The following is a 24614-nucleotide window of genomic DNA, read 5'->3' as shown; positions in this document are numbered from 1 at the left end:
AAAACCTGCCGCATGGCCCTGTAAACGGCACCGGTGGCGATGCATACTGCGAGGCTATGGAATCACGTCTGGTGGATATGCAGAGTCGGTCCGAGGAAGAGCGGGCGGAAGTCAGCCTGCGCCCGAAGCGGCTCGCGGACTACACCGGCCAGCCCCGCGTGGTCGAGCAGTTGGGGCTGTTCATCGAGGCCGCCCGCCGGCGCGACGAGGCCCTGGATCACACCCTGGTCGCCGGCCCGCCGGGGCTGGGCAAGACCACCCTCGCGCACATCGTGGCCAACGAGCTGGGCGTGGGCCTGCGCCAGACCTCCGGTCCGGTGCTGGAGCGTGCCGGCGATCTCGCCGCCATCCTGACGGCGCTGGAGCCGCGCGATGTGCTGTTCGTCGACGAGATCCATCGCCTGCCAACCGTGGTGGAGGAGATCCTGTACCCGGCGCTGGAAGATGGCCAGCTGGACATCGTGATCGGCGAGGGCCCGGCGGCGCGGTCGATCAAGGTGGATCTACCGCCGTTTACGCTGGTGGGCGCGACCACCCGCGCGGGGCTGCTCTCGGCCCCGTTACGTGACCGGTTCGGTATCGTGCAGCGCCTCGATCATTACACTGTCACCGATCTCGCGCATATTGTGGATCGCGCGGCCGGGCTGCTGGGCGTGGGGATCGAGGCCGAGGGCGCGGCGGAGATCGCGCGGCGGGGCCGTGGCACGCCGCGCCTGGCCAATCGCCTGCTGCGGCGGGTGCGGGATTTCGCCCAGGTGCGGGCCGACGGCGTGGTGACACACGAGGTGGCCGCGCAGGCGCTGGACCTGCTGGCGATCGACGCCTCGGGCCTGGATGCCCAGGACCGTCGCCTGCTGGAGGTGCTGGTGGAGAAGTTCGACGGCGGCCCGGTCGGGGTCGAGAGCCTGGCCACGGCGATGAACGAGGACCGCGGCACGCTGGAGGATGTGGTCGAGCCCTTCCTGATCCAGCAGGGCTACCTGCAGCGCACCCCGCGCGGGCGCCAGGCGACCCGGCGCACGCTGGCGATGTTCGGGCTGACCCGGATGGACGAGGGCGATCTTCTGGTGCCCGCGGCGGAGGGTTCGCGCCAGCCATGACCGCGACGTTCGAATGGCCGGTGCGGGTGTACTACGAGGATACTGACGCCGGTGGCGTGGTCTACCACGCCAATTACCTGAAGTTCATGGAGCGCGCGCGGACCGAATGGCTGCGTGCCCTGGGCTTTGAGCAGGACCGGCTGCGGGCCGAATATGGAATTGTGTTCGCCGTCCGGCGTCTGGCTGTGGAGATGCAGCGCCCCGCGCACTTCAACGAGGCCCTGACGGTCACCTGTCAGGTGCAGCGCATGCGCCGCGCCAGCATAGAGTTCGAGCAGGTGGTGCAGCGCGAGGCGACGGCGCTGGCAACCGGCGAGGTCGCCATTGCCTGCGTCGACGTGGCCCGGCAGGCGCCGGTGGCGATCCCCGATGAAGTGGCGCGCGCGATGCGTGCGGCGGACGGAACAAGGGCATAACGGGAGATGGACAAGTGACAGTCGACTTTTCGATGTACCAGCTGATCATGGACGCCAGTCTGATCGTGCAGTTGGTCATGGTGATCCTGGTGATCGCCTCGGTACTCTCCTGGCTGGTCATTATCATCAAGGCCCGCTCGCTGAACGCGGCGCAGCGCGCCAGTGACGAGTTCGAGGAGCGTTTCTGGTCGGGTGCGGACCTGTCGCACCTGTACGAGGGGGTGCGCCGCAAGGCCGAGATGTCCGGCATGGAGCATGTGTTCTCCTCCGGCTTCAAGGAGTTCCTGCGCGCCCGGCAGCACGGCATGACGCCGGGCGAGCCCGCCCACCGCGCGATGCGGGTGGCCATCGCGCGCGAGACCGACGAGATGGAACGCTACCTGCAGTTCTTGGCGACGGTCGGCTCGACCAGCCCGTACATCGGTCTGTTCGGGACGGTGTGGGGCATCATGCACGCCTTTCTCGGGCTGTCCGGGGTGCAGCAGGCCACGCTGGCGATGGTTGCACCGGGGATCGCCGAGGCACTGATCGCCACCGCGCTCGGGTTGTTCGCGGCCATCCCGGCGGTGATCGCCTACAACCGCTTTGCGGGGGACGTCGATCGTGTGGCGGTCCGGCTGGAGAACTTCAGCGACGAGTTCGTGGCCCTGCTGAACCGCCAGGGCGCGGGCAAGCCGGCCGAGGGCGCCGCCGGGGCGCCGGCCTGAGCCATGGCCGAGTCGCGTCGTAACAGCCGCCGCCTGCGGCGGCCCATGTCGCAGATCAACGTCGTGCCGTTTATCGACGTGATGCTGGTCCTGCTGATCATCTTCATGATCACCGCACCCATGCTGCAGCAGGGCGTGGAGGTCGATCTGCCGGAGGCCGATGCCGAGGCCATGGACGAGGACCCATCCGCAGCCGAGCCGCTGGTGGTCACGGTGGATGCGTCCGGGGCCATGAGCCTGAACCAGGGGCCCTATGTGAACGAGCCGCTGGCGCCGCAGGAGATGACCGAGATCGTGCGCGAGTTCCTCGCCGAGAATCCGGGCACCCAGACCTTCGTGCGCGGCGACCGCAACGTGGACTACGGCCGCGTGATCGATGCCATGGTTGCCCTGCAGCGTGCCGGAGGCGGCCGGGTCGGGCTGATCACCGAGCCGCCGCGCGACAACCAGGACTGAGCCGCCCCGCCGTGTTCGAGCTCCTGCGCCGTCATCCCTTGAGCCTGGTCCTCGTCCTGCTTCTGCATGGCGTGTTGTTCGCGGCGTTGTTGCTGAATGTCAGCCTCGTCTCGCCGACCTCCACCCGTGCCGCTGTCGAGATCGCGGTGCAGGAGGATATCGAGGTGATCGACGCGGTCGCGGTGGATGCCGAGACCTTCGATCGCATCGAACACCAGCGCGAAGTCGCCGAGCAGGAGCAGATTGCCGAGCAGCTGCGCGCCGAAGAGGAACGCCGCCGCGCCGAGGAACAGGCCCGGCGCGAGGAAGAGCGCCGCCAGGCCGAGGAGCAGCGCCGCCGCGAGGAGCAGGAGCGCGCCCGGCAGCAGGCCCTGGAAGAGGCCGAGCAGGCCCGCCGGGAGGCGGAGGAAGAGCGCCGTCGGGCACGCGAGGAGGCCGAGGCGGAACGCGAGCGCATCCGCCAGGAACGCGAGGCCGCGGAACAGGCCCGACGCGAGGCCGAGGAGGCGCGCGAGCGCGAGGAGGCGGAACGCCGGGAACGCGAGGAGGCGGAACGCCAGGCCCGGGAAGAGGCGGAACGGCGCGAACGCGAGGAGGCCGAGCGCCGGGAACGCGAAGAGGCGGAGCGTCGTGCCGAGCAGGAACGCGAGCTGGAGGAACAGCGACGGCGCGAGGCGATGGAGCGCGAACAGGAGCGCATGGCCGAGGCGCAGGCCCGGCGCGAGGCCGCGGAGCGTCAGGCCCGACTGGACCGGGAGCTGAACGAATGGCGTGCCCAGGTGCAGTCGGTGGTGCAGCGACGCTGGCGCCAGCCGTCGGGTCTGGATGCCTCGGATCGTGCCATTGTTCTCGTGCGTGTCAACGAGACCGGGCGTATCATCAATTTCGACATCGAGAGCTGCTCCGGCGGGGCCGCCTTCTGCGAGTCGGTCCGGCAGACGATGGACCGGCTGTCCTCGCTGCCGCGCCCGCCGGATGCGGATGCCGTGCGTGGCGGGGTGCGCATCCGCTTTGAGCCGGACTGATCGCCCGGACACCAACCGGGCTACGAGGAACACCATGCGACGAATGATTCACGCGATGTTGCTGGGGCTGGCGCTGCTGTGGTCGGCCCAGGCCCATGCGGTGCTGGAAGTGACGGTGACCGAGGGCGTCACGGGGGCCATTCCGGTGGCCGTCGCCCCGTTCGCCTGGGAAGGCGAAGGGCGCCCGGACGAGGACGTCAGCCGGATCCTGGCGACAAACCTGATCCGCAGCGGGCTGTTCGAGGTCGAGCGTGACGGGCTGCCACGGGCGCCCTCGGGTCCGGCCGATTTCATCGCCCAGCCGTGGGCCGACGCCGGGATGGAGTACCTGGTGGTGGGCTCCAAGCGTCCGGACGGCGACAACGTGATCGTAGAGTTCCACGTGTTCGACGTGCTCGCGGAGGAGCGCCTGGGTGGCTGGCGCATCCCGGTCCCGGCGGATATGCTCCGGCGCGGGGCGCATCGCGTGTCGGACATCGTCTACGAGCAGATTACCGGTGACCCGGGGGCCTTCAGCGCGCGCATTGCCTTCGTGAGCGTCGAACGCCGGAACGACTCGCGCGAATTTCGTCTGGAGGTCGCGGACTCCGACGGGGCCAACCCGCGCACCCTGTTCCGCTCCGAGGATCCGATCATGTCGCCGGAGTGGTCCCCGGACGGTCGCGAACTGGCGTACGTCTCGTTCGAGAACCGCCGCTCCGAGGTCTTCCGCCAGAACGTGGAGACCGGCGAGCGCAGCCGCATTGCGAGTTTTTCCGGCATCAACAGCGCCCCGGCCTGGTCCCCGGACGGCCGCCAGCTGGCGCTGAGCCTGTCGCGCGACGGCTCGCCGAACATCTACGTGATGGACCTGGACTCCGGCGACCTGCGCCAGGTCACCCGCTCCAGCGCAATCGAGACCGAGCCCGTCTGGTCGCCCGACGGCGAGACGATCTATTTCACCTCCGACCGGGCGGGCGCACCGCAGATCTATGCCCAACCGGCCGCGGGCGGCAGTGCGCGCCGGCTCACCTTCGAGAGTGGTTATGCGGCGGCGGCCACGATCTCCCCGGACGGACGTTCGCTGGTGTACGTACACGGGGGGGATGGCGGATTTCAGCTGGCCCGTCTCGATCTGGATGATCGCCGTGTGACGCGCCTCACGGACGGACGCGATGCAGAATCGCCAAGCTTCGCCCCCAATGGCAGCATGATCCTGTATGCCATGACGGATGGGGGACGAGGCGTGCTTGGCTCGGTCAGCCGCGACGGCCAGGTGCACCAGAGGCTGGCCGCCCGCGAAGGCGAGGTGCGCGAGCCCGCCTGGTCGCCCCTGAACTGATTTTGGACGCTTTGACTGTCACCTTCTCTCGAGGAAATGAACGCCATGAACAAAGTCTTTCGCCTGACCCTTGCCGCCGTGGTGATCGCGGCCCTGTCGGCCTGTGCCACGCCGACCCGTGATGCCGAGGATGCCGAGCGCGCCGCGGAGCGCGAGGCCGCTGCCGAACAGGAGCGCGCCGAACGCGAGGCGGCCGAGGCCCGCGCCCTGGGACGGGACCGCGAATTCGACGCCGCGGCCCTGGACGATCCGGACAGCCCGCTGGCCGAGCGCCTGGTGTACTTCGACTTCGATCGCGACGAGGTGAAGTCCGAGTTCATGCCGATGCTCGAGGCCCACGCGGCCTATCTGTCGCAGAATCCGGGGGCCCGGATGCGCCTGGAAGGTCATACCGACGAGCGCGGTACACGCGAGTACAACCTGGCCCTGGGCGAACGCCGTGCACAGTCGGTCCGGCGGGTACTGAACCTCAACGGTGCCTCGGATGACCAGCTCGAGGTCATCAGTTATGGTGAAGAGATGCCGGTGGCCTTCCAGCAGAACGAGGAGGCCTGGGCCAAGAACCGCCGGGTCGAGCTGGTCTACGAATCCCGGCGCTAAGCGACGGGAAGCCAGATGCGAGCACAGTTCGACAAGTCCTGCGGAGATGCCCCCTCGGGGGCATTTCTGTTTCGGTGCCCGGGACGCCCGGGCATTCTCCCTGCGGCCACCCTGCTGGCCGTGAGCCTTCTCCTTGCCCCGCTGGCCCTGATGCCGGGAACGGCCGGGGCCCAGGACGACACGGTGTTCGCGACCCAGTCGCAGATCCGCCAGCTGGACCGCCGTCTGGAGCGTATCGAGCGGGTCCTGGACTCCAGCGCGATGAACGAGTTGCTGCAGGTCTCCGAGTCTCTGAACCGGGATCTGCGCGAGCTGCGTGGCGAGATGGAGACCCTGCGCCACGAGGTGAACCGCCTCAGTACCCGCCAGCGCGACCAGTTCCGCCACCTGGACGAGCGTGTTGCCGCCGTCGAGGGTGGGGCCGCGGTGCCGGATGCGGCTCCGCGCGAGGAGGTTGTCGAACTGGACCTGCCGGAGGCGGACGAGCAAGCCGCCTATCAGTCAGCATTCGATGACCTGATGGCCGGCGACTACACCACCGCGATGCGCAAGCTGGAACGGTTCATCGAGGACTACCCCGACGGCAGCTTCACCGCCAACGCCTGGTACTGGCTGGCCGAGGCGAAGTACGCCAGCGGTGAGTTCGAGGCGGCGCTCGAGGATTTCGAGCGGCTGCGCGAGGATTTCCCCGAAAGCGACAAGAGCGGCGATGCCCTGCTCAAGATTGGTTACGCCCACTACGAGCTGGAGAACTTCGACGCGGCCCGCGAGGCGCTGGAGGCGGTGCGCGCCGACTACGGCGGCACCACCCTGGACCGCCTGGCCCGCGAACGCTTGCAGCGGATCGACCGGGCCCAATGACCACCGCTGAGTTGCGTGATGCCCGTGGCGCCGGGGTGGTCGACCCGGCCTCGGTGCGGCTCCGGATCAGCGAGATGTTCGTCTCCCTGCAGGGGGAGGCGGCGCAGGTGGGCTGGCCCACCGCCTTCGTGCGTCTGACCGGCTGCCCGCTGCGCTGTCGCTGGTGCGACAGCGAATACGCCTTCGAGGGTGGCGAGGCACTGATGCTGTCGACCATCCTCGACTGGGTCGGGCGTGCCGGGGTCCGGCATGTCTGCGTGACCGGCGGCGAGCCGCTGGCGCAGCCGGGCTGCCTGGTGCTGCTGGAGGCGCTGTGCGAGGCCGGGTTTGCGGTATCGCTGGAGACTAGCGGGGCGATGAACATTGCCGGCGTCGACCCCCGGGTGGCCATCGTGATGGACTGGAAGGCGCCGGGCTCGCAGGAGGCCGCGCGCAACCAGACCGGAAACATCCCCCGGCTGAAGGCCGGCGACCAGCTGAAGTTCGTACTGGCCGGGCGCGAGGATTTCGACTGGGCCCGGGCCGAGCTGGACCGCCTGGGGCTGGACCCGGAGGTCGAGGTCCTGTTCTCGCCGGTGTATGGCGAGCTGGAGCCGCGCACCCTGGCCGACTGGATCGTGTCCGAACGTGTCCCGGTGCGCTTTCAGGTCCAGTTGCACAAGCTCCTCTGGGGCGACCAGCCAGGGCGCTGATGTGAGTGAACACGTGGAGAAGGCGGTGGTGCTGCTCTCGGGCGGGCTCGACTCGGCGACGTGCCTGGCCATGGCCCGGGCCGAGGGTCTGCAGTGCCATGCCCTGTCGATTGACTACGGTCAGCGCCACCGCACCGAGCTGGAGGCCGCGCGATGGGTCGCGGCCGACCAGGGGGTAACCGATCACCGCGTAGTGGCCGTGGATCTGAACGCCATCGGCGGTTCCGCGCTGACGGACGCCGCGATCGACGTGCCCACGGCCCCGACCGCGGGTATCCCGGTGACCTACGTGCCGGCGCGCAACACGGTGTTCCTGGCGCTGGCGCTGGGGCTGGCCGAGACCCTGGACGCGCGGCTGTTGTACGTCGGAGCCAACGCGGTGGACTACTCCGGCTACCCGGACTGCCGCCCGGCTTTCATCGAGGCCTTCCGCGATCTGGCCCGGGTGGCGACCCGCAGCGGGGTGGAGGGCACACCCTGGGAGGTCCGCGCGCCGTTGATGCACCTGTCCAAGGCCGAGATCATCCGCGCGGGCAGTGACCTCGGGGTGGACTACAGCCGGACGGTCAGCTGCTACCAGGCCGATACCGAAGGGCGCGCCTGCGGTCGCTGCGACAGTTGTCGCATTCGCCGCGAGGGTTTTGCCGCCGCCGGGGTCCCGGATCCGACCCGCTATACCACCGGCTGATCCACCGGCAGCCCCGGGCGGAATGCTCGTTCCCGGTGACTTGCCGGGGCCGGAATGAAAACGGGCTCGATCTCGTCTAGCGTCCGATGTATGCTGCGCACCCCGTGGGTGCAGGCCTGCCCTGAAATCTTTCATCGAGAGGATACGTGATGGAATTCTCCAGTTTTTCAGCCGCCGCGATGGCGTTCCTCGGTGGGGCGTTCATCCTCGCCTTCATCATGGGGGCCGTGGCGAACAAGACCAACTTCTGCACCATGGGCGCCGTCTCCGACTGGGTGAACATGGGCGATACTGGGCGCATGCGCTCCTGGCTGCTGGCGATCGCCGTGGCCATGCTCGGCGTGGCCATCCTCGAGTTCTTCGGTGTGTTGAGCGCCGACGGTTCCTTCCCGAACTACCGTATGAGCGAGTTCCAGTGGGTCGAGCATGCCCTCGGTGGCTTCCTGTTCGGGATCGGCATGACCTATGCCTCGGGGTGCGGTAACAAGACCCTGGTGCGCGTCGGCGGCGGCAACATCAAGTCGCTGATGGTGCTGATCGTGATCGCGATCATCGCGTACTTCATGGTGCGCCCCTTCCCGGGCACCTCCGACACCCTGTACTCCCTGCTGTTCATGGACTGGACCACCGCGCTGGCCATCTCCACCCCGGCGGGCCAGGACCTGGGTACGCTGGTCGCCGGTGAAGAGAACGGTCTGACCGCGCGCCTGGTGCTGGGCCTGGTGATCGGCGTGCTGCTGCTGGCCCTGATCTTCAAGGCTGCGGACTTCCGCAAGAGCTTCGACAACATCCTGGGCGGTCTGGTGATCGGCCTGATGGTGCTGGGCGCCTGGTGGCTGACCAGCAACATCCAGATCGATGACGGAATGGACACCTATACCCCGCAGGCCTACGTGTCCGACTGGGACTTCGTGGCGGATGCCGACGCGGGTGAACGTCCGTCCGAGAGCGCCCCCTGGGCCAACCAGTCGTTCACCTTCATCAACCCGATGGGGCAGAGCCTGCGCTACGTGTCGACCGGGCTTGACAACACCGTGCTCTACTTCGGCGTGATGGCGCTGGCCGGCGTGATCCTGGGTTCCTTCTTCTGGGCCCTGGTCACCCGCGCGTTCCGCTTCGAGTGGTTCGCCTCGGTGCGCGACTTCGTCAACCACTTTGTCGGCGCGATCCTGATGGGTTTCGGCGGCGTGCTGGCGATGGGCTGCACCATCGGTCAGGGCATCACCGGCATCTCCACGCTGGCCCTGGGCGGCTTCCTGACGTTCATCATGATCGTCTTCGGGGCGGCGCTGACCATGAAGATCCAGTACTACAAGATGGTCTACGAAGACGAAGCCAGCTTCGGCAAGGCGCTGATCACCTCGCTGGTGGACATGAAGCTGCTGCCGGGTGGCATGCGCAAGCTGGAAGCCATCTGATGGCATAGCGACGGGGGCGCGTCTTGCGTTTTCCCCGTCGCGCCGTAAACTACGCGGCACTGGAGGCCCGGCGATCCCGGGCCTTCGACTTTGCAACGGCCAGGGCGATCCAGGTGTTCGCTCCGGGCCGAACCGAAAAAGGGTCGTTAGCTCAGTTGGTAGAGCAGTTGGCTTTTAACCAATTGGTCGTAGGTTCGAATCCTACACGACCCACCATTATTCTCCGGTCCCCGCGCCGGCACATGGGCCCGTTCATGCGGGCCTTTTGTGTTTGTGGGCGGGGAACACGCTAGAATGCGCAGCCGTTGCGCAAGAGTTTTCTATACGATCGCGAAAGTGGCGGAACTGGTAGACGCGCTGGGTTTAGGTCCCAGTGGGGTAAAACCCGTGAGAGTTCGAGTCTCTCCTTTCGCACCACTGTCCGCATTTCGAAAAGCCAAGAAGGTTACCACTGCGATCGGCAGGGATGACCGATATCCGAACTATGACGAGGCCCTCCATGCAAGTTTCTGTTGAAGCCACCGGCAACCTGGAACGCAAGATGACCATCCAGGTCCCCTCCGAGCGGGTCGACACCGAAGTCGACAATCGCCTGAAGTCCCTGGCCAAGCGGGTCAAGCTGGACGGTTTCCGCCCGGGCAAGGTCCCGCTGAAGGTCGTGCGCCAGCGCTATGGCAGCGGGGTTTACCAGGAGGTGCTGAGCGAGGTCCTGCAGGAAAGCTACCGCGAGGCGGTCCAGCAGGAGGGCCTGGAGCCGGCCGGCAACCCGAGCATCGAGCCGACCAATCTGGAAGGTGACGACGCGATCGAGTTCACCGCCAGCTTCCAGGTGTTCCCGGACGTGCAAGTAGCGGATTTCTCCGATGTCGAGATCGAGCGCCCGGTGGCCGAGGTCGGGGACGAGGACATCGACCGTGTGATCGACTCCCTGCGCGAACAGAACAAGGAGTGGGCGGAGGTCAAGCGCAAGGCCAAGAAGGGCGATCGGGTGACCCTGGACTTCGTTGGCAGCCTGAACGGCGAGGAGTTCGAGGGCGGCAAGGCCGAGGACTTCCAGATCGAAGTCGGCGCCGGGCGACTGATCGAGGACTTCGAGAAGCAGCTCAAGGGTGTGAAGGCCGGCGAGGAGCCGACCATCGACGTCACCTTCCCCGATGACTACCCGGCCGAGAACCTGAAGGGCCAGACCGCGCAGTTTGCGCTGACCATCAAGAAGGTCGAGGGGCCCAAGCTGCCGGAGGTCGACGAGGAGTTTGCGAAGAAATTCGGCATCGAGGACGGCTCGGTGGAGAAACTTCGCGCCGATGTGCGGTCCAACATGGAACGGGAGCTGCGTCAGGCCCTGAAGGGTCGGGTCAAGCAGCAGGTGCTGGAGGCCGTGGTCGACAAGCACGACTTCGACCTGCCGGAGGCCCTGGTGAAGTCGGAGATCAATCGTCTTCGCGAGGAGGCCGAGAAGCGCTTCGGTGGCGCCCAGCAGACCCAGCCGCTCCCCGACAGCCTGTTCGAGGACGAGGCGAAGCGCCGCGTCCGTCTGGGCCTGGCGCTGCGCGCCATCATCGACCAGAAGGGCTTCGAGGTGGACGCCGAGCGGGTCGAGCGCGATCTCGAGGAGATGGCCGCGACCTACGAGGACCCGGAAGAGGTGAAGCAGTACTACCGCTCCAATCCCCAGGCCAAGAGCAACCTGGAGTCACTGGTGCTGGAAGATCAGGTGGTCGACTGGGTGGTCGAGCAGGGCAAGGTCACCGAGAAGGAAACCAGCTTCCAGGACGTGATGAATCCGAACAAGGAGTCGACTGAATGAGCCACGACATGGCCGACCAGGGCGCGCAGCATGCCCAGGGCCTGAATCTGGTCCCGATGGTGGTCGAACAGACCGCCCGCGGCGAACGCGCCTACGACATCTACTCCCGCCTGCTGAAGGACCGGGTCATCTTCTGTGTGGGTCCGGTCGAGGACTACATGGCCAACGTGATCGTGGCCCAGTTACTGTTCCTCGAATCGGAGAACCCCGACAAGGAGATCAGCCTGTACATCAACTCCCCGGGTGGCGCGGTGACCGCCGGCATGGCGATCTACGACACCATGCAGTTCATCAAGCCCGAGGTCAGCACGCTGTGCGTGGGCCAGGCGGCCAGCATGGGTGCCGTCCTGCTGGCGGGCGGGGCCCCCGGCAAGCGCCATACGCTGCCGCATTCGCGGGTGATGATCCACCAGCCGCTGGGTGGCTTCCAGGGTCAGGCCTCCGATATCGACATCCACGCCCGCGAGATCCTGAAGATCCGTGACGAACTGAACCGCGTGCTGGCCCACCACACCGGACAGCCGATCGAGAAGATCGAGCAGGACACCGACCGCGACCGCTTCATGACCGCGACCGATGCGAAGGAATACGGCTTGGTCGACCACGTCCTGACCCACCGCGACTCCGCGGACGACTGAGTCCGCGCCGTTCACAACCGCGCCCCGGAGCTCGGCTCCGGGGCGGGGCCTCAATACCGGACTTCTGCTTGGCTCGTTTGCAACTCGCAGGCAAACGGGGCATGTTTTGAAGGACACTGAAATCGCAACCGAGGCAAACGGATGAGCGACGAAACCACCCCCTCCGCCGACGGCAAGCTCCTGTACTGTTCTTTCTGCGGGAAGAGTCAGCACGAGGTGCGCAAGCTGATCGCCGGGCCATCCGTCTTTATCTGCGACGAGTGCGTCGAGCTGTGCAACGACATCATCCGCGAGGAGATGCAGGAGGCCGGCCATACCGAGCGCGACTCCCTGCCTACCCCGCACGAGATCCGCGCGATCCTCGACGACTACGTGATTGGCCAGAACTCCGCCAAGAAGATCCTTTCGGTCGCGGTGTACAACCACTACAAGCGCCTGCAGGCAAGGGCCGGCAAGGACGAAGTCGAGCTGTCCAAGTCGAACATCATGCTGATCGGCCCCACCGGCTCCGGCAAGACGCTGCTGGCCGAGACGCTGGCGCGGGTGCTGAATGTCCCGTTCACCATCGCCGATGCCACCACGCTGACCGAGGCCGGCTACGTGGGCGAGGATGTCGAGAACATCATCCAGAAGCTGCTGCAGAAGTGCGACTACGATGTGGAAAAGGCCGAGAACGGTATCGTCTACATCGACGAGATCGACAAGGTCTCGCGCAAGTCGGACAACCCGTCCATCACCCGTGACGTCTCGGGCGAGGGCGTGCAGCAGGCGCTGCTGAAGCTGATCGAGGGCACCACCGCCTCGGTGCCGCCGCAGGGCGGGCGCAAGCATCCGCAACAGGAATTCCTGCAGGTGGACACCAGCAACATCCTGTTCATCTGTGGCGGGGCGTTCTCCGGGCTGGAGAAGGTCATCCAGCAGCGGGCCGAGAAGGGCGGTATCGGCTTTGGCGCCGAACTGCGCACCACCGAGGCGGCCAAATCCGGCGGCCAGTGGCTCAAGCAGCTGGAGGCGGATGACCTGGTGCGTTACGGCCTGATCCCCGAGTTTGTCGGACGCCTGCCGGTACAAGCGACGCTGGACGAGCTGGACGAGGACGCCCTGATTACCATCCTGACCCAGCCGAAGAATGCCCTGGTCAAGCAGTATGCCCGCCTGTTCGAGATGGAAGGCGTGGAGCTGGAGTTCCGCGACGACGCCCTGTCCGCGATTGCGCACAAGGCGATGGAGCGCAAGACCGGGGCCCGCGGCCTGCGCACCATCATGGAGAATATCCTCCTCGACACCATGTACGAACTGCCGTCCATGGAAGGGGTCAGCAAGGTGGTGATCGACGAGGCGGTGATCCGCGGCGATGCCGAGCCGTACCTGGTCTACGAGAACGACTCGTTTGCCAAGAAGCAGGCTGCCGCGGATTCCTGAGCGGAAGTGCTGCGGCGCCCTTGAAATGGGCGCCGCCGCCCCCACTTCCTCCTGTACATTCGTCCAGCCCTGAGGGGGCAACATGACCGATACCCACTCCTCCCAGAACGAGGTGGACTCCCCCGTCAAGCGCGTTGCGGTGCTGCCGCTGCGCGATGTCGTGGTCTATCCGCACATGGTTATCCCGCTGTTCGTGGGTCGCGAGAAGTCGATCCGCGCGCTGGATTCGGCCATGGCCGAGAACAAGCAGGTCCTGCTGGTCGCGCAGAAGAGCGCGGAGGTCGACGAGCCCGAGGCCGGCGACCTGCACGAGATCGGCACCCTTGGCAATATCCTTCAGTTGCTGCGCCTTCCCGACGGCACCATCAAGGTGTTGGTCGAGGGGGCCCAGCGCGCCCGCGTGATGGATGTCTCCACCACCGGTGACGCCGAGAAGGAGGAGGACTACTTTGTCTCCGATATCCGGCTGATCGACGAGGAATACGATACCGAGGACAAGGAACTCGAGGTCCTCGGACGTTCCGCGCTGAACCAGTTCGAGCAGTACATCAAGCTGAACAAGAAGGTCCCTCCGGAGATCCTGACCTCGCTGGCCGGGATCGACGACACCTCGCGCCTGGCCGACACCATCGCCGCGCACATGTCGCTGAAGCTCGAGGAGAAGCAACAGGTCCTCGAGATCGCCAACGTGCGCGAACGCCTGGAGCATCTGGTCGCCCGGATCGAGGGCGAGATGGACGTGCTGCAGATCGAGAAGAAGATCCGCGGCCGCGTCAAGCAGCAGATGGAGAAGTCCCAGCGCGAGTACTACCTGAATGAGCAGATGAAGGCCATTCAGAAGGAGCTGGGGGATCTCGAGGACGCGCCGAACGAGCAGGAAGACCTGGCCGAGAAGATCGAGAAGGCCGGGATGCCGGAGGAGGCCAAGAAGAAGGCCACCGCAGAGCTGAACAAGCTGAAGATGATGTCGCCGATGTCGGCCGAGGCCACCGTCGTGCGCAGCTACATCGACTGGCTGGTCAACGTCCCGTGGAAGAAGAAGACCCGGGTCAGCAAGGATCTGGCGCGCGCCGAGAAGATCCTCAACGAGGACCACTACGGCCTGGAAGAGGTCAAGGAACGCATCCTCGAGTACCTCGCGGTGCAGTCCCGCGTGCGCAAGCTGAAGGGCCCGATCCTCTGCCTGGTGGGTCCGCCCGGGGTGGGCAAGACCTCGCTGGGGCAGTCCATCGCGCGCGCGACCAATCGCAAGTTCATGCGCATGGCACTGGGCGGGGTGCGTGACGAGGCCGAGATCCGCGGCCATCGCCGCACCTACATCGGGTCGCTGCCGGGCAAGATCATCCAGAACCTGGCCAAGGTGGGTGTGCGCAACCCCCTGTTCCTGCTGGACGAGATCGACAAGATGGCGATGGACTTCCGCGGCGACCCGGCCTCGGCCATGCTCGAAGTGCTGGATCCGGAACAGAATCATACCTTCAGCGACCACTACCTGGAGGTCGACTTCGACCTGTCCGACGTGATGTTCGTGGCCACGGCCAACAGCATGCACATCCCCGGGCCGCTGCTTGACCGCATGGAAGTCATCCGCTTGTCCGGCTACACCGAGGACGAGAAGGTCAACATCGCGCACAACTACCTGCTCGAAAAGCAGATCAAGGCGAACGGCCTGAAGGCGGCGGAGATCCAGATCTCCGATGCCGCGGTGCGCGATATGGTGCGCTACTACACCCGCGAGGCCGGTGTGCGTTCGCTGGAACGCGAGATCGCCAAGGTCTGCCGCAAGGTGGCCAAGCAACGCCTGCTGGCCAGCGAGAAGGAGCGGGCGCGGACTACGTCGGTCACGCCGAAGACGCTGGAGAAGTACCTGGGCGTGCGCCGCTTCCGTTTCGGCCTGGCCGAGGAGAACGACCAGATCGGGCAGGTCACTGGCCTGGCCTGGACCGAGGTGGGCGGCGAACTTCTGACCATCGAGGCCAGCGTGGTTCCGGGCAAGGGCAAGACCCAACAGACCGGCAAGCTCGGGGACGTGATGCAGGAGTCCATCCATGCCGCCCTGACCGTGGTGCGTTCGCGTGCCGAGGCCCTGGGCCTGGAAGAAAACTTCCACGAGAAAAAGGACCTGCACATCCACGTGCCGGAGGGCGCCACGCCCAAGGACGGGCCGTCCGCGGGCATCGGCATGTGCACGGCGATCGTCTCGGCGCTTACGGGGATCCCGGTCCGTGCGGATGTCGCCATGACCGGCGAGATCACCCTGCGCGGCCAGGTCCTGCCGATCGGCGGATTGAAGGAAAAGCTGCTGGCGGCCCATCGCGGCGGGATTCGCACGGTCCTCATCCCCGAGGAAAACGAGAAGGACCTGGTCGACATCCCGAAGAACATCAAGCAGAAGCTCGATATTCGCCCGGTACGCTGGATCGACGAGGTGCTGGAGGTGGCGCTGACCCACATGCCGGAGGGCAAGGCGGGCGAGACCCCGGAGAAGGTCGAGGAAGTGGTCAAGCCGGCCAAGGAATCCGGTCGCCGGCGGGTCCGGCATCACTAAGCCCCTGTAATCGGGACCAAACCGCGGACGCCGGATTCATCGGCGTCCGCATTTTTTTGTGTGCCGGTTCACATTCGTCCGGAGCTCGGGCCGGGGAGCTGTTTGACTCGTTTTCGGGGGGCTTGCTATAACCCCATGCGCATCATCTGATTTCGTGCCGAGGGCAGTCGCGGGGCCATGGAGAAAAGGCCCCCGGCTGGTGTAAGCTAGGCCCCGTCCGGCAGAAAGCCTGAGTCACCACTGAGATAAGGAAGCGCTTCATGAATAAATCCGAACTGATCGACGCGATCGCGGCGGAAGCCGATGTCCCCAAGGCCCAGGCCGGCCGGATCGTGGATGCCATGGTAAGTGTTGTCGGCGATACGCTCGCGAAGGGTGACCAGGTCTCCCTCGTGGGCTTCGGTACCTTCCTGGTGCGCGAGCGTGAAGCCCGCACCGGCCGTAACCCGCGTACCGGTCAGACCATCCAGATCGCCGCCTCGAAAACGCCTTCGTTCAAGGCTGGTAAAGCGCTCAAGGATCGAGTAAACTAGCGCGCTTTATCGGGTGCTTAGCTCAGTTGGTAGAGCGTCGCCCTTACAAGGCGAATGTCGGCGGTTCGAACCCGTCAGCACCCACCAAGTGCAACCCTGACCCTGGTTGCGCTGCACCAACACGGAGCGGTAGTTCAGCTGGTTAGAATACCGGCCTGTCACGCCGGGGGTCGCGGGTTCGAGTCCCGTCCGCTCCGCCATCTCCGAAAAAGGCGCCCTTGTGGCGCCTTTTTCTTTTTTGGCTACCACGAAGCAGGGCAAGGGCGATTCACAGGAAGATAGGAAGACGGGAAGTTTCTTGCTGTTGGGAGAGGGATTCGCGGAGAACTCCTGGTCTGACCCGCCGCGCAGAGTCATTCGCACCCCCCGTCAGCACCCTTCCTGTCTTCCCGTCTTCTTGTGAATCGCCTTTGGCCTTCGTCGGGGCGTCGTGTGCTTGGTGGTGAACCCGCAAGCGCAGACGCGCGCGGGCGTGCCTGCTACCATCGGCGGTTGATTCCCGATTCCCTCTCCACGGCGGAGTGAGCAGAGACCATCATGTTGCAAGCGATTCGTGACCGGGCGAGCGGCTGGCTCGCCTATGTGATCATTGGCCTGATCACCATCCCCTTCGCCCTGTGGGGCCTGGGCGAGTACTTCGGCGGCGCCGGGCCGTTGGTGGCCGCCGAGGTAAACGGCACCGATATCGCGGTACGCGACGTGCACCAGGAGGCGCGTGCCCAGCGTGACGAGATGGCGCGCATGTTCGGCGGCGAGATTCCGGATGACGTGCTGGACGAGCAGGGGATCCGGCTGCAGGCCATGGAGACCCTGATCCGCCAGGAGCTCCTGCGCCAGGCCGCCGATTCCGCCGGGTTCAAGGCCGCGGGAGACAGCGTGCTGCGCGAGATCCGCGGGATGCCGGTGTTCCAGGAGGAGGGGCGTTTCAGCCGCGAACGCTACAGCCAGCTGCTGAGTGCCCAGCGCATCAGTCCGGCGGACTTCGAGCAGGACATTGCACGCAGCATCGTCATGTCGCAGATCCAGCGCGGGATCCAGGCGACCGGCGTGGTGCCGGAAGCCCTGGTGGAGGACTACAGTCGCCTGCGCAACCAGACCCGGGTCGCCAGCTGGACGATCGTCTCCGCGGATGACTTCGATCGGCCGGATGTGGTCGACGATGACGCCATCCGGGAGTACTACGACGCCAATCCGGACGAGTTCACCACCACCGAGCGCGTGCGCGTGCGGTATCTGCGTCTGGATCCGGAGGGCCTGGAGGCGGGGGTCGAGGTCACTGAAGACCAGGTGCGGGAGCACTATCGGGTGAATCGCAGCCGCTACGAGGAGCCGGAGCTGCGCGAGGTTCGCCAGATCCGCATCCAGGACACGGACGAAGACGGCGAGGCGCGCATCCGGGAACTGCGCGAACGCCTCGAGGCCGGCGAGGACTTCGCCGACCTGGCCGAGGAATATTCCGAGGACAGCCTGACGGCCGACCGCGGCGGGCGCCTGGGCGAGATCGCCCGCGGGGATCTGGACTCCACCCTTGAAACGGTGATCTTTACCCTGCCGCAGGACTTGATCAGCCAGCCGGTGCGGACCGATCGCGGGTGGTTCATCCTCGAGGTCACCTCCATCCAGGAGGCGCAGCCACAGCCGTTCGAGGAGGTCCGCGACGAGGTCGAGCAGGATTTGCGCGATCGCACCGCCGAACAGATGCAGATCGATGCCCTCGACGACCTGATGGCGCTGGCAATCGAGTTCCCGGACAGTCTGGAACCCGCGGCCGACGCCACCGGCCTGGAGATCCAGGCCAGTGACTGGTTCTCCCGCGGGTCCGGGGATGGCATCGCCCGGCATCGCGCGATCCGCAATGCGGCCTTTGATCCGCGGGTGCTGGAGGATGGCAATAACAGCGAAGCGATCGACCTGCAGGACGGATCGACCGTGATCCTGCGTATCGACGAACACGAGCCGTCGGAGGTGCGCCCGCTGGCCGAGGTAGAGGACGAGATTCGCGAACGCCTGCAGCGCCAGGCGGCGGCCGACGCGGCCCGGGAGGCGGGCGAGGCCTTGATCGAGCGTCTGCGCGCGGCCGATGACTGGACTGCGGAAGTGCAGGAAAACGGCGAATGGAGCCGCTCGGTCGAAGTCACGCGCGAACGCGCAACCGAGCTGCCGACCGGGTTGCAGGATCACCTGTTCCGCCTGCCGGCACCGGGCGAGGACGCGGTCGAGATCGCGGGCGCCCGGATCGGGGATGGCGACTTCGCCGTAACCGTGCTGGAAGAGGTGCGCATGGGCGAGGACACGGTCGATGCCGCGGCGCGCCAGCAGGCGCGTGACCAGATTGGCAATGCCTACGGGAGTGCGGAGTTCCGGGCCTATCTGGCCTGGCTGGAAGAACAGGCGGACATCAAGCGCTTCCCGGAGGCGCTCGACTAGCCTGAATCGGTGTTTTTAAAGGCCAAGGGATGTAGCACCATGGAGGACACGGAGTCCACGGAGAAAGACGGTCGTGATTGACCGGACGGGGCGCGGGGTACGATACGTTTGTCCTGTTTCGCGGAATCCTTTCGCGCTATGCAGTCCTTGCGAATTCTCCGTGTCCCCTGTGCACTCTGTGGTTCAACGCCCTTGCCTTGCGGCCGCTAATGCCGAGCGGAATTGTTTGGGCGAGACAGGCTTGAAGCCCGCAGACATGAAAAAGCCCGGCGCCGCTCACGCGGGCCGGGCTTTTTCATGTCTGCCGCCTGAAGCGGCGACCAAACGGCTGGAAGCAGGCGCGCTACTTGTCGAGCCCGATCTCGGCCGCGCCCAGGCCGACCGTGTTGTACCCGGAGTCGACGTACATCACCTCGCCGGTGATCCCGGCCGCGAGATCGGAGCAGAGGAAGGCGCCGGCGTTGCCGACCTGCTCGGTGGTCACGTTGCGCCGCAGCGGGGCGTTGGCCTCGACGTGGTCCAGGATGCGCTTGAAGTCGCCGATGCCGGAGGCCGCGAGGGTGCGGATCGGGCCGGCGGAGATTGCGTTCACGCGGGTGCTCTCCGGCCCCAGGGTGTAGGCCAGGTAGCGCACGTTGGCCTCCAGGCTCGCCTTGGCCAGGCCCATCACATTGTAGTTGGGCATGGAGCGCTCGGCGCCCAGGTAGCTGAGGGTGAGGATGGAGGCGTCGCGATCCTTCATCATGCCGCGTCCGGCCTTGGCCAGGGCCGCGAGGCTGTAGGAGCTGACGTCATGCGCGACGCGGAAGCCGTCGCGGGTCATGTTGTCGAGAAAGTCGCCCTCCAGCTGTTCCTTGGGTGCGAAGGCCACCGAGTGGACCAGGATGTCGATCCCGTCCCAGTAGTTGTCCAGGTGTTCGAAGACCTGTTCGATCTCGCGATCGTCCTCGACGTTACAGGGCACGAGGATGTCGGAATCGAAATCCGCGACCAGCTTTTCGACGCGATCGCGCAGGCGCTCGTTCTGATAGGTGAAGGCGAGTTCGGCGCCCTCGCGATGCATGGCCGCGGCAATGCCGTAGGCGATGGAACGGTTGCTGGCAACGCCGACGATGAGTGCGCGCTTGCCTTTCAGAAAACCCATTTGAAACTCCTTGGCTCAGATCCGTGCCGACGCACCCGGGCGGGTCGTCTCGACGGCGTCCGACCGCGGGCGGAACCGGCGGCGGACGCGACTGTCTTCGGATCATACCGATGTGCCGCAAGTGCGGCCAGCACCCGATGAGCCGGAGCAATTGGCTTGCTATAGTGCCGGTGTCTGCCTGATACCCGCGGTCCCCGTGACCGCCCGGCCGGGGTTCCGGAAACGGGACGGCCGGACCGCCACCGCAACAATCCGGAGGCCCTGTGAGTCGTCATTTCGGTTGGATCGTGACCCTGATCGTGCTGGGCATCCTGCTGTTGCTGGTGATGGTCCAGATCGACCGCCAGTGGCAGCGCATGGCCTCCATGCAGAACACCATGAGCGAGCAGGCCCGGGACCTGCGGGCGCTGCGGCGCAGCCTGCAGGGGCTGGAATCGGATCTCGCCTCCGGGCGCTTTGCCGGGATGGAGGCGGATCGGGCCCCGCGGGTGGACGAGGTGCCGTCGGCCTTCCGCCGCGCGGCCCGGGCCGCCGAGCGGGAGGACTATGCCGAGGGCGACTGGCTGGTGCAGGCCTTTGGTACCGGGCTGGCGACCATTACACCGTATGTCTCCTCCGATGCCTACGCGTCCGAGGTGCAGAATTACGTGCTCGAGTCGCTGGTGGTGCGCGACCCGGAGACGCTGGAGTGGCAGGGCTTGCTGGCCGAGTCCTGGGAGTTCGACGACACCGGCACGGAGCTGACCTTTCGCCTGCGTTCTGGCCCGCAGTTCTCCGACGGGGAGCCGCTGACGGCCGCGGACATCGAGTTCACCTTTGATTTCCTGATGACCGACGCCATCGCGGTCCCACGGGCGCGTGCCTTCCTGGAAAAGGTCGAGGCGGTCGAGGCGCTGGACGAGCGCACGGTCCGGTTCACCTTCGAGGAGCCGTACTTCGACGCCATGCGAGTGGCCGGTGGCCTCGACGTGCTGCCGAAGCACTTCTACGAGCGCTACCTGCAGGAGCCCGAGACCTTCAACGAGTCGCGCGGCATCCTGCTCGGCTCCGGGCCGTACCGCCTCGAGGACCCGACCGGGTGGACCCCGGACGCCGGCCGCATCGAGCTGGAGCGCAACCCGCGCTACTGGGGGCCGGTGGAGCCGCCGCTGGACCGCCTGGTGTGGCGCGTGATCCAGAACGACAGTGCGCGTCTGACCACCTTCCGCAACCGCGATATCGACGTCTACGGGGCGCGCCCGCGCGAATATGCCCGGCTGCGCGACGACGAGGCCCTGCGCGAGCGCGCGGACACCCACGAGTACATGAGCCCCACCGCTGGTTATTCCTACATCGCGTGGAACCAGCGCCGCGATGGGGAACCGACGCGCTTCGCCGACCCGCGTGTGCGCAAGGCGATGAGCTACCTGACCGACGTCGACCGGCTGATCGAGGAGGTCATGCTGGGGTATGCCGAGCGCGCGATCTCCCCGTTCTCCCCGCGCAGCGAGCAGCACAATCCGGATCTCGATCCGATCCCGTACGACGTCGAGCGTGCCCTGGAGCTTCTGGCCGAGGCCGGTTACCGCGAGCGCAACCGCGATGGCGTGCTGGTCAACGAGGACGGCGAGCCGTTTTCCTTCGAACTGACCTACTTCCAGGACAACGAGGACACCCGTCGCATCGCGCTGTTCCTGCGCGACCTCTACGCCCGTGCCGGGGTCGAGATGAAGCCGCAGCCGACCGAGTGGTCGGTGATGCTGGAGCAGCTCAGTCGCCAGGACTTCGATGCCATCACGCTGGGCTGGACCAGCGGCGTGGAGGTGGACATCTACCAGATGTTCCACTCCAGCCAGACCGTCTCCGGTGGTGACAACTTTATCCATTACGAGAACCCAGAAATGGACTCCGTGATCGAGGCGGCACGCGGCGAGGTCGACGAGCCCGCGCGCATGGAGTTGTGGCGCGAGGCCGAGCGCATCCTGCACGAGGATCAGCCGTACACGTTCCTGATGCGCCGCCAGACCCTGGCCTTCATCGACCGGCGTATCCAGAACCTGGAGCAGACGGCGCTGGGGCTCAATCTTGGCGCGGTGCCGCTGGAGATCTTCGTCCCGTTCGAACTGCAGCGCTACGGGCAGTAGCCGGCGATGCGCATGGCAGCTGAAGCGACAGGAACCCGGCGCGCGCGATGCTGACCTACATCCTGCGCCGGATGATCCTGATGGTCCCGACCCTGTTCGGCATCACCGTGGTGGTGTTCGCAGTGATGGCCGCCGCACCCGGCGGTATCAGCGCCCTCACGCTGGTGGAGGGGCAGGGCCTGGAGCCACAGGCGCAGAAGGCGATGGAGGAGTACTACAACCGCCTCTATGGCCTGGATCAGCCGGCACCGGTGCAGTTCGGGCGCTGGCTGAACAACATCTCGCCGGTCGGCTTTGCCCAGGACGAGGATGGCTCGCTGACCGGCTGGCCGCACCTCAAGGCCCCCAACCTGGGGACCAGTTTCCGCTACGGCCGACCGGTGATCGACCTGATCGCGGAGCGCCTCCCGATCACGCTGTTGCTGAACGTGCTGTCCATCCCCCTGATCTATATCGTGGCCGTCGCCGTGGGGGTGCGCGCGGCCACCCAGCATGGCCAGGCCTTCGATTCACAATCGGGCGTCGTGCTGCTGGCCCTGTGGTCGGTGCCGACCATGCTGGCGGGGGTGCTGCTGATCGGCTTTTTTGCCTCCGACCAGTTCTGGCAGTGGTTCCCCACCGGGGGGCTCAGCCAGCGCGCGGCGCTGGACATGACCTTCCTGCCCACGGTGGAGGTGGTCTGGGCGCTGCCGTTGCTGCTGATCCTGCCGTTTCTGGGGGTGGCCCTGGGGATCTACCTCGCCCGTACCCTGCCGGCCCGGATTCGCGGCGGGCTGGGCGCCGTGCTCGGGGCGCTCTGTGGCTGGCTGATGTTCCGCGACCTGGCGGTGGCCGGGACGGTCAGTACGGCGGTGGCCGTGATCGTCGGGGCCGCGGTCGGCTGGCTGATGGCGCACAGCGACTGGGGTGTCCTGCGCGGCTTCTACCTAGGCACGCTGGGGCTGGGTGCCGGGCTGGCGCTGGCGCTGGGCCTGGCACCGGGCAGCATGGTGCCGGGCTTCCTGCTGGACCGGGCCTGGCACCTGGTGCTGCCGGTGCTGTGCCTGTCCTACGGCGGGCTGGCATTCCTGGCCAAGCTGTCGCGCTCGGCGGTGCTGGAGAACCTGACCTCGGATTACGCGCGCACGGCGCGCGCCAAGGGGGTGGCCGAGCACGACGTGCTGTGGCGCCACGTGTTCCGCAATTCCCTGCTGCCGCTGATCACCGTGTCGGCCACCTTGCTGCCCTCGCTGCTGGCGGGCTCGGTCATCGTGGAGGCGATCTTTTCCATCGACGGCATGGGCAAGCTGGCGGTGGAGGCCGTGCAGACGCGCGACCGCGAGCTGGTGCTGTCGATCACCCTGATCTCCGGCATGCTGACCCTGGTTGGCTACCTGCTGGCCGATCTTGCCTATGCCATCGTCGACCCGCGGGTGAACTATGACTGAGGCCCGATCCAATCCGGAAACCGGGGAGCGCCGCAGTCGTTCCTGGGTACGGCGCGTGGTGGGCGAGGTCCTGCTGCGCTGGGGCGCGCGCCTGGGGATCGGGTGGATCGCGCTGCTGACGCTGGTGGCGATCCTCGCGCCGGTACTCGCGACGTCCCACCCGCTGCTGCTGCAGACCGCCGACGGCGCGTGGTCCATGCCGTTTCTGCGCTACCTGACGGCGGCCGACGTGACCCTGTTCGGCATGCTGGTGCTCGCGCTGGTCTTCTGGTGGCTACCCGGCCGGCCATGGCGACGCTTCGGCCTGTGGGCGGTGCTCGGCGCGGTACTGGCGGTGGTGGCCTGGCAGACGGTCTCGCCGCCATCACTGGTGGTCCACGAGCAGTACCGCGAGGCCGAGCGGATGGGCGAGTACCAGACGGTGATCCGCGCGCCGATCCCGTACTCACCGCGCGACTACCTGCGCGACTACGCCGATACGGGCCTGGAGGCCCCGCGCGAGTCCCTCGAACGGGTGCACTGGTTCGGTACCGACGATACCGGTGCCGACGTGCTCTCGCGCATGATCCATGCCTCGCGGATTGCGCTGTCCATCGGCTTCATCGCGACCGGAATCGCGCTGGGGATCGGGGTGATCCTGGGCGGGTTGATGGGCTATTTCTCGGGCATCGTGGACATCATCGGGATGCGCCTGGTGGAGATCTTCGAGGCCATCCCGACGCTGTTCCTGTTGCTGACCTTCGTCGCTTTCTTCGGCCGCTCGCTGTATCTGATGATGCTGATCATCGGTCTGACATCATGGTCGGGCTATGCGCGCTACGTGCGCGCGGAGTTCCTGCGCCTGCGCCAGCAGGACTTCGTGCAGGGGGCGATCGCATCGGGCCTGTCGCTGCCGTCGATCCTGTTCCGGCATATGCTGCCGAACGGGATTGCGCCGATCCTGGTCGCCGCCAGTTTCGGGGTGGCCTCCGCGATCCTCGCCGAGGCCACGCTCTCGTTCCTCGGCCTCGGCCTGGTCGATGACCCCTCCTGGGGCCAGATGCTGAACCAGGCCGTGCAAAGCTCCACCTTCAACTGGTGGATGGCGGCCTTCCCCGGCGGGGCGATCTTCCTCACCGTGTTCGCCTACAACCTGATCGGAGAGGCCCTGCGCGACGCGGTGGACCCGCACGCCCGCTCGGCGGCGCGCACCGCCAATCGCGATGCCGGGGCCCGTCCGGCCGCCGGCGCCGCCGGTGCCACCAGTGGCGGGGTGCGCTGA

The 24614-nt window shown here is 66.5% G+C and carries 21 protein-coding genes and 4 tRNA genes; 24 read left to right on the top strand and 1 reads right to left on the bottom strand.

Translation table 11 applies throughout. From position 1 onward, the window contains the following. The first annotated feature begins 56 nt into the window (after positions 1-56). The 21 genes from ruvB to F817_RS0107220 all read left to right on the top strand — a co-directional run bounded on the left by ruvB (position 57) and on the right by F817_RS0107220 (position 18659). Complete coding sequence (gene ruvB / locus F817_RS0107320) at positions 57-1100, top strand: Holliday junction branch migration DNA helicase RuvB (RefSeq protein ID WP_024327032.1); 1044 nt, start codon at positions 57-59, stop codon at positions 1098-1100. Then, positions 1097-1516: a tol-pal system-associated acyl-CoA thioesterase gene (gene ybgC, locus F817_RS0107315; protein ID WP_024327031.1), complete on the top strand. Its 420-nt coding sequence runs from the start codon at positions 1097-1099 to the stop codon at positions 1514-1516. Before ruvB ends, ybgC begins: the two co-directional genes overlap by 4 nt. Before the next feature lie 32 nt (positions 1517-1548). Continuing rightward, entirely contained in the window at positions 1549-2223 is a 675-nt protein-coding gene (gene tolQ, locus F817_RS0107310; RefSeq protein WP_017940850.1) for a protein TolQ, read from the top strand. Between the two features lie 3 nt (positions 2224-2226). Next, positions 2227-2679, top strand: a complete 453-nt coding sequence (gene tolR, locus F817_RS0107305) for a protein TolR (protein WP_024327030.1) — start codon at positions 2227-2229, stop codon at positions 2677-2679. 11 nt (positions 2680-2690) lie between these two features. After that, complete coding sequence (gene tolA / locus F817_RS0107300; protein WP_024327029.1) at positions 2691-3704, top strand: cell envelope integrity protein TolA; 1014 nt, start codon at positions 2691-2693, stop codon at positions 3702-3704. A gap of 34 nt (positions 3705-3738) precedes the next feature. Next, entirely contained in the window at positions 3739-5025 is a 1287-nt protein-coding gene (gene tolB, locus F817_RS0107295) for a Tol-Pal system beta propeller repeat protein TolB (RefSeq protein ID WP_029681058.1), read from the top strand. A 45-nt stretch (positions 5026-5070) separates the two neighbouring features. Further along, positions 5071-5625: a peptidoglycan-associated lipoprotein Pal gene (gene pal, locus F817_RS0107290; protein WP_024327027.1), complete on the top strand. Its 555-nt coding sequence runs from the start codon at positions 5071-5073 to the stop codon at positions 5623-5625. A 15-nt stretch (positions 5626-5640) separates the two neighbouring features. Beyond that, positions 5641-6486, top strand: coding sequence for a tol-pal system protein YbgF (ybgF, locus tag F817_RS0107285; RefSeq protein WP_042799111.1), 846 nt, complete (start codon positions 5641-5643; stop codon positions 6484-6486). Continuing rightward, positions 6483-7178, top strand: a complete 696-nt coding sequence (gene queE / locus F817_RS0107280) for a 7-carboxy-7-deazaguanine synthase QueE (protein WP_024327025.1) — start codon at positions 6483-6485, stop codon at positions 7176-7178. Before ybgF ends, queE begins: the two co-directional genes overlap by 4 nt. A 1-nt stretch (position 7179) precedes the next feature. Next, positions 7180-7866, top strand: coding sequence for a 7-cyano-7-deazaguanine synthase QueC (queC, locus tag F817_RS0107275; RefSeq protein WP_024327024.1), 687 nt, complete (start codon positions 7180-7182; stop codon positions 7864-7866). Positions 7867-8015: 149 nt separating this feature from the next. Then, on the top strand, positions 8016-9284 hold the full coding sequence (locus tag F817_RS0107270; protein ID WP_042799110.1) for a YeeE/YedE family protein: 1269 nt from the start codon (positions 8016-8018) through the stop codon (positions 9282-9284). Between the two features lie 140 nt (positions 9285-9424). Continuing rightward, positions 9425-9500: transfer RNA gene (locus F817_RS0107265), tRNA-Lys, on the top strand. A 114-nt stretch (positions 9501-9614) separates the two neighbouring features. After that, a tRNA-Leu gene (locus F817_RS0107260) sits at positions 9615-9701 on the top strand. Positions 9702-9783: 82 nt separating this feature from the next. Beyond that, positions 9784-11091 carry a trigger factor gene (tig, locus tag F817_RS0107255; RefSeq protein ID WP_024327022.1) on the top strand — a complete coding sequence of 436 codons (1308 nt, stop codon included), beginning with the start codon at positions 9784-9786 and terminating at the stop codon, positions 11089-11091. Beyond that, positions 11088-11729, top strand: coding sequence for an ATP-dependent Clp endopeptidase proteolytic subunit ClpP (gene clpP, locus F817_RS0107250; RefSeq protein WP_024327021.1), 642 nt, complete (start codon positions 11088-11090; stop codon positions 11727-11729). Before tig ends, clpP begins: the two co-directional genes overlap by 4 nt. Before the next feature lie 141 nt (positions 11730-11870). Next, on the top strand, positions 11871-13151 hold the full coding sequence (gene clpX / locus F817_RS0107245) for an ATP-dependent Clp protease ATP-binding subunit ClpX (RefSeq protein ID WP_024327020.1): 1281 nt from the start codon (positions 11871-11873) through the stop codon (positions 13149-13151). Between the two features lie 82 nt (positions 13152-13233). Further along, positions 13234-15699 carry an endopeptidase La gene (gene lon / locus F817_RS0107240; protein WP_024327019.1) on the top strand — a complete coding sequence of 822 codons (2466 nt, stop codon included), beginning with the start codon at positions 13234-13236 and terminating at the stop codon, positions 15697-15699. A gap of 260 nt (positions 15700-15959) precedes the next feature. Continuing rightward, the gene (locus tag F817_RS0107235) at positions 15960-16232 is read left to right on the top strand and encodes an HU family DNA-binding protein (protein WP_017940837.1); all 273 of its coding nucleotides are present in this window, start codon (positions 15960-15962) and stop codon (positions 16230-16232) included. Positions 16233-16243: 11 nt separating this feature from the next. Next, positions 16244-16319: transfer RNA gene (locus F817_RS0107230), tRNA-Val, on the top strand. Positions 16320-16355: 36 nt separating this feature from the next. Then, positions 16356-16432 (top strand) — tRNA-Asp (locus F817_RS0107225). A gap of 337 nt (positions 16433-16769) precedes the next feature. Further along, entirely contained in the window at positions 16770-18659 is a 1890-nt protein-coding gene (locus F817_RS0107220; protein WP_024327018.1) for a SurA N-terminal domain-containing protein, read from the top strand. A 343-nt stretch (positions 18660-19002) separates the two neighbouring features. On the opposite strand, the gene F817_RS0107215 is transcribed toward F817_RS0107220, so the two are convergent. Next, complete coding sequence (locus F817_RS0107215; RefSeq protein ID WP_024327017.1) at positions 19003-19803, bottom strand: enoyl-ACP reductase; 801 nt, start codon at positions 19801-19803, stop codon at positions 19003-19005. A 263-nt stretch (positions 19804-20066) separates the two neighbouring features. Between F817_RS0107215 and F817_RS0107210 the strand changes: the two genes are divergently transcribed. The 3 genes from F817_RS0107210 to F817_RS0107200 are packed head-to-tail and all read left to right on the top strand — an operon-like array spanning position 20067 to position 24614. Further along, complete coding sequence (locus tag F817_RS0107210) at positions 20067-21926, top strand: peptide-binding protein (RefSeq protein WP_024327016.1); 1860 nt, start codon at positions 20067-20069, stop codon at positions 21924-21926. Positions 21927-21973: 47 nt separating this feature from the next. Beyond that, positions 21974-23353 carry an ABC transporter permease gene (locus tag F817_RS0107205; RefSeq protein WP_024327015.1) on the top strand — a complete coding sequence of 460 codons (1380 nt, stop codon included), beginning with the start codon at positions 21974-21976 and terminating at the stop codon, positions 23351-23353. Further along, complete coding sequence (locus F817_RS0107200) at positions 23346-24614, top strand: ABC transporter permease (protein WP_024327014.1); 1269 nt, start codon at positions 23346-23348, stop codon at positions 24612-24614. Before F817_RS0107205 ends, F817_RS0107200 begins: the two co-directional genes overlap by 8 nt.

The organism is Thioalkalivibrio sp. AKL19, from assembly GCF_000420165.1.
In the GTDB taxonomy this organism is placed as follows: Bacteria; Pseudomonadota; Gammaproteobacteria; order Ectothiorhodospirales; family Ectothiorhodospiraceae; genus Thioalkalivibrio.
Note: the sequence above shows the minus strand (reverse complement) of the source record. Positions and strands in the feature narration are given on the sequence as shown.